Source organism: Streptomyces sp. NPDC060027 (genome assembly GCF_042737005.1).
GTDB lineage: Bacteria > Actinomycetota > Actinomycetes > Streptomycetales > Streptomycetaceae > Streptomyces.
The window spans coordinates 1-1,715 of record NZ_JBHWVI010000439.1; the positions used below are offsets into that span (position 1 = coordinate 1).

At 64.1% G+C, this 1,715-nt stretch carries 1 protein-coding gene and 1 pseudogene; both read right to left on the reverse strand.

All coding sequences use genetic code 11. The features are described 5' to 3' along the window. Nucleotides 1-141 precede the first annotated feature (141 nt). Nucleotides 142-1,080 carry a ribosome-inactivating family protein gene (locus ACFWBT_RS42800; RefSeq protein WP_385710202.1) on the reverse strand — a complete coding sequence of 313 codons (939 nt, stop codon included), beginning with the start codon at nt 1,078-1,080 and terminating at the stop codon, nt 142-144. A 260-nt stretch (nt 1,081-1,340) separates the two neighbouring features. Next, nucleotides 1,341-1,715 (reverse strand): annotated as a pseudogene (locus ACFWBT_RS42805) (hypothetical protein); the annotation flags it as partial.

Sequence of the window (1,715 nt, forward strand, 5' to 3'; positions counted from 1 at the left end):
CCGGTGCGCTGGGCCAGGTGCTGGCAGAACTCCTGCGCGTCCCGGGCGGGTGCGGTGGCGACACCTGTGTGCGCTGGCCACCCTGCTGCTCACACGCCCCGGCTGCCCCAGCCCGGCCGCAATGCCGGGCTGGGGCAGCCGTCAGCGGGCGCTCCCGTGGGTGAGGAACGGGGCGAGCCTCGGTCCGCTGCTGCCGCGACTGTAGATGATGTCGCTGATGCTGCTGTACCGGTGGCCGTCGATGTTCACGGGCTCGATGCGCCCGTTGCCGTTCTGCTGCCTGTAGACGATTTCTGACAGGTCTTCCCAGTTGTTCTCCAGGTCGGCTCCGAAACCGCCCAGGTTGTTGTGGAAGCCGCCGGCGTCGTCCGTTTCTCCGCCGGATCCGATAGAATTCGCGATCCGGTTTTCGATCCAGCCGAATCGGGCCGCTTCGGAGGTCGCGCCGATGATGGCGGCGAGTGCAGCCCTGGCATTGTTCCAGTTCTGATCGGTGAGCCTCTGGATGGTCTGGATGGCGGTCCAGAATGATGGCCCCGAGAATGCCTGACTGCCGCGGGTCCCGGCATTGGCGAGATCCTGATAATGCGAGGTGTAGGGCAAGTTGCGGAACAGGTGGACGGCGCCTGGGTACTGGTTTGCGAACCGTGTCGTCAGGTAGCCCGGCGCATCACTGAACCTGTAGTTCTGCCCCACGATGGTGAAACCATCGAGGTAGAGGTTGTCGAGGCGCAGGTAGAGAGAGATGCGATGATTGTTGACCGGATCTCCGTTGTCGACAATCATGACCTCGATGTAGCGCTGAGTCTGCTCCGTGGTTCGCATCAGGCCGGTGCCGATGTCATAACCAGAGAGCACCCGTAGCTGGTTCACCATGGCCCGGTAATTACGCTCTGCCTCCCTGTTGCTTCCGTTACCCAGCCCCGTGATATTCCACGTGATCGGCGACCAGTAATTGCTGGTGGCGGCATGCGCGAGCGGGATGGACCTCACTTGAGTCATGCCGAGCACAGCCACGAGTGAAAGCAGTAACACCATCAGGCGCTTCACGTAACCGCCGGCGGGGAGCCTTGCGCTCATGTACGAATCTCCGTTCTCACAGTCTGCTGTTCCTGACGCACCACCTTCGCAATCCCCGCTGACGCTTCGCCAACGTTTCGCTGACGACGATCCTTTCGCGGTGGTCCGCCGTTGGGCGGGTCGTGGACCAGCAGCGGGTGCCGGCTACTCCCGGGCAGGCGCTTGCCCCTCGCCCTGCCGGTGGAGCGGTGTGCCCTGTGCCGTTCGGAAACCCATCGCTGCAGCTCACGCCGCATATCTGTATTCGTTGATCAAGCCGCCTAACACTCGAGTACACGGGAGTCGCTGACCGGTTGCAGTCGTGGTGGGCCTTGGGTGTTCCTGGCCGAGCGCAGGAAGCTGCCCTCGCGCCTGGTGTGGGCGATGACCGTGGTCGTGCCGGGCGTAGGCATCGAGGACTTGCCGGGCATGGGGGCGTTCCAGATCAGCAGGTGGTCAAGGACCTCACGCCGCAGGGTGCCGATGACCTGTTCACCGTGCGCGTCCATTCCAGGAGCCCGCGGCGCGGTTCTCATGACCTCGATGCCCTCGGCCGCGACGACCGCGTCGAAGGACTCGGTGTACTTCCCATCCCGGTCACGGAGCAAGACACGCAACGACGCAGCCCGCGCACCGCGTTCGACGGCGAGGTTCCT